The organism is Glycomyces sp. L485 (assembly GCF_022548875.1).
Classification (GTDB): Bacteria; Actinomycetota; Actinomycetes; order Mycobacteriales; family Micromonosporaceae; genus Glycomyces.
In genome coordinates this window covers 1-279 of the sequence record NZ_JAKZEW010000043.1, presented here as the reverse complement: position 1 = coordinate 279, position 279 = coordinate 1, and positions in this window count along the sequence as shown.

The following is a 279-nucleotide window of genomic DNA, read 5'->3' as shown; positions in this document are numbered from 1 at the left end:
GCACCGGGATCAGTGGTCTATTCGTCTTCGGGTGTACCAGACGCATCGCCGCAACCGGTGCCGCCGGTGCTGCTGGTGGTGTTGCTGGTGTGGGGGCGTGCTCGTCTTCGGGGCGGGAGCGTCCGCCCGGTCCGGAGCCCGGATCGAAGTCCTGTTCGGAGTCTCGCTCGGGTCCGGTTCCCGTTCCGGTTCGGGGCCCGTGTTCGGGTCCGGTGTCGCGCTCGGGCTCGCTCCCGGTCCCGGTCGCGGTCTCGGGCTGCGAGGCCGGTGCTGGTGCCT